This window comes from Amycolatopsis sp. NPDC006125, assembly GCF_040614195.1.
In the GTDB taxonomy this organism is placed as follows: Bacteria; Actinomycetota; Actinomycetes; order Mycobacteriales; family Pseudonocardiaceae; genus Amycolatopsis_E; species Amycolatopsis_E tucumanensis.
Genome location: NZ_JBEXTZ010000213.1, coordinates 1 through 3,577, shown reverse-complemented (window position 1 = coordinate 3,577; position 3,577 = coordinate 1). Strand labels below are relative to the sequence as shown.

Annotated in this window: 1 protein-coding gene; it reads right to left on the bottom strand. The window is 68.3% G+C overall.

Features of this window, described 5'->3' with window-relative positions:
• Window positions 1–169 precede the first annotated feature (169 nt).
• A partial coding sequence (locus tag ABZ193_RS43430) for a multifunctional oxoglutarate decarboxylase/oxoglutarate dehydrogenase thiamine pyrophosphate-binding subunit/dihydrolipoyllysine-residue succinyltransferase subunit (RefSeq protein ID WP_354714667.1) occupies window positions 170–3,577 on the bottom strand: 3,408 nt, incomplete at its 5' end.

Here is a 3,577-nt window from a genome sequence, read left to right as displayed (position 1 = left end):
GCGGGAAAGCGTGCCTTGACAAGCCTGGTCGGCGACTAAAGATCGGCTGTGGATCGGGGGCGGGGGAGGTCTGGTTGGGGTAGTCGGCTGCTTTCCGTTGCCGGCTTGCGTTTGCTGGAAAGAAAAAGCGCCCTCCCTGTTTCGGGAGGGCGCTTCCTTTGTTGCTAGATCAGCTGAAGGCCTTGGCGATCAGCGCCTTCTGCTCCACCTCGTGCACCTTCGACGAGCCGGCCGACGGGGCGGCCATCGGGCGCCGCGAGACCACGTCCAGCTTGCCGAGCACGTCCGGGAACATGCGCGGCAGGTGGAGGCCGAAGAACGGCCACGCGCCCTGGTTCTCGGGCTCCTCCTGGACCCACACGACCTCGGCGCCGGTGTAGCGCTCCAGCGCCGCCAGCAGCTTCTTCTTCGGCAGCGGGTAGTACTGCTCGATGCGCACGATGGCGACATCGTCAGCCTCGCGCTTGGCGCGCTCCGCCACCAGCTCCCAGTAGAGCTTGCCGGAGGTCAGCAGCACCTTCCGCACCTTGCCGGGCTCCACCTCGGCGTCGTCGATGACCGACATGAACTTCGAGTCGCCGGTGAAGTCCTCCAGGCCCGACGTCGCCGCCTTGTTGCGCAGCATCGACTTCGGCGTGAAGACGATCAGCGGGCGCTGGATGCCGTCCAGCGCGTGGCGCCGCAGCAGGTGGAAGTAGTTCGCCGGGGTGGACGGGACCGCCACGGTCATCGAACCCTCGGCGCACAGTGACAGGAACCGCTCGATGCGGCCCGACGTGTGGTCCGGGCCCTGGCCCTCGTGGCCGTGCGGCAGCAGCAGCACGACGTCCGACCGCTGGCCCCACTTCGCCTCACCGGACGAGATGTACTCGTCGATGACCGTCTGGGCGCCGTTGACGAAGTCACCGAACTGCGCTTCCCACAGCACGAGCGCGTCGCTGTTCGCCACCGAGTAGCCGTACTCGAAACCGACCGCCGCGTACTCGGACAGGGCCGAGTCGTAGATCATCACGCGGCCCTGGTCGTCGGCCAGGTTCTGCAGCGGCGCGTACTCCCGGCCGGTCTTCCGGTCGATCAGCACCGAGTGGCGCTGGGTGAACGTGCCGCGACGCGAGTCCTGACCGGACAGCCGCACCAGACGACCCTCGATCGCCAGCGAACCGAACGCCAGCAGCTCGCCGAAGGCCCAGTCGATGCCGCCCTCGCGGGACATCTTGTACCGCCGCTCCATGACCGGCTTGACGCGCGGGTGCGGGGTGAAGCCCTCGGGGACGTTGACGAACGCGTCGCCGATCCGCTCGATGACCTCGGCGGGCACCGCGGTCGGCACCTTCGCGGGCACCTGCTGCTCCTCCTCGACGGAGGGGCTCGGCGCGATCGGGTGCTTCTCCAGCTCGCGGACCTCGTTGAAGACGTGCTCCAGCTGGCTCGAGAAGTCCCGCAGCGCGGCCTCGGCCTCCTCGACGGAGATGTCACCGCGGCCGATCAGCGACTCGGTGTAGGTCTTCCGCACCGAGCGCTTCGTGTCGATGATGTCGTACATCGCCGGCTGCGTCATCGACGGGTCGTCGCCCTCGTTGTGGCCGCGGCGGCGGTAGCAGATCATGTCGATGACGACGTCCTTGTTGAACGCCTGGCGGTAGTCGACGGCCAGCTTGGCCACCCAGTGCGCCGCCTCCGGGTCGTCGCCGTTCACGTGGAAGATCGGCGCGCCGATCATCTTCGCCACGTCGGTCGCGTACTGCGAGGACCGCGAGTGCTCCGGCGCGGTGGTGAAGCCGACCTGGTTGTTGATGATGATGTGCACGGTGCCGCCGGTGCGGTAGCCGCGCAGCAGCGCCAGGTTCAGCGTCTCCGCCACGACACCCTGGCCGGCGAACGCCGCGTCACCGTGCAGCAGCACGGGCAGCACCGAGAAGCCGCCGGTGTCGCTGTCGCCCTTGTCGAGGATGTCCTGCTTGGCGCGGACGATGCCTTCGAGCACCGGGTCGACGGTCTCCAGGTGCGACGGGTTCGCGGTCAGCGACACCCGGGTCTCGCCGTCGCCGAACATGCGGAAGTACTTGCCCTCCGCGCCCAGGTGGTACTTCACGTCGCCGGAGCCGTGCGCCTGGCCCGGGTCGAGGTTGCCCTCGAACTCCTGGAAGATCTGCGAGATCGGCTTGCCGACGATGTTGGCGAGCACGTTCAGGCGGCCGCGGTGCGGCATGCCGATGACGACCTCGTCGAGCTCGTGCTCGGCGGCCTTGTCCAGGACGGTGTCCAGCATCGGGATGACGGTCTCGCCGCCCTCCAGCGAGAACCGCTTCTGGCCGACGTACTTCGTCTGCAGGAACGTCTCGAACGCCTCGGCCGCGTTCAGCTTCGACAGGATGTACTTCTGGACGTTGGGGTCCGGCTTGGCGTGCGGGACCTCCACGCGGTCCTGGATCCAGCGGCGCTCCTCCGGGTCCAGGATGTGGGTGTACTCGACGCCGACGGTCCGGCAGTAGGAGTCGCGCAGCACGCCCAGCACGTCGCGCAGCTTCATCTTCTGCTGGCCGGCGAACCCGCCGACCGCGAACTCGCGGTCCAGGTCCCACAGCGTCAGGCCGTGCGAGAGGACGTCCAGGTCCTCGTGGCGGCGCTGGCGGTAGTTCAGCGGGTCGGTGTCGGCCATCAGGTGGCCGCGCATCCGGTAGGCGTCGATCAGCTCCAGCACCCGGGCGGTCTTGTCGATCTCGCCCTCGGGGATGTCGGAGACCCAGCGGACCGGCTCGTAGGGCAGCCGCAGCGACGTGAAGATGTCGTCGTAGAAGCCGTCCTCGCCGAGCAGCAGCTCGTGGATGCGCTTGAGGTACTCGCCCGACTCGGCACCCTGGATGATCCGGTGGTCGTAGGTCGAGGTCAGCGTCATGATCTTGCTGATGCCCAGCTTGACGAGGGTCTCCTCGCTGGTGCCCTCGAAGTGCGCCGGGTACTGCATCGCGCCGACGCCGATGATCGCGCCCTGCCCGGCCTGCAGCCGCGGCACCGAGTGGTTGGTGCCGATGCCGCCCGGGTTGGTCAGCGAGATGGTGGTGCCGGCGAAGTCGTCCGCGGTCAGCTTGTTGTTGCGGGCCTTCTTGACGATGTCCTCGTAGGCCTGCCAGAACTGGCGGAACGTCATGTTCTCGCAGTTCTTGATCGAGGCGACGACCAGCGTGCGGCCGCCGTCCTTGCCCTTCATGTCGATGGCGAGGCCGAGGTTCACGTGCTCCGGCGTGACGGCGTGCGGCTTGCCGTCGACCAGGGCGTAGTGCCGGTTCATGTTCGGGAAGTCCTGCAGCGCCCGCACCATGGCGTAGCCGATGAGGTGCGTGAACGAGATCTTCCCGCCGCGGGTGCGCTTGAGGTGGTTGTTGATGACGATGCGGTTGTCGGCCATCAGCTTGGCCGGGACCGCGCGCACGCTGGTGGCGGTCGGCACGGCCAGCGAGGCGTCCATGTTCTTGGCGATCGCGGCCGCGGCGCCCCGCAGCTGCTTGCTCTCCGGCTCGGCGGCGGCCGGCTTCGTCGCCGCGGCGGCCGGCTTCGCGGCCGCGGGCTTGGCGGCGGC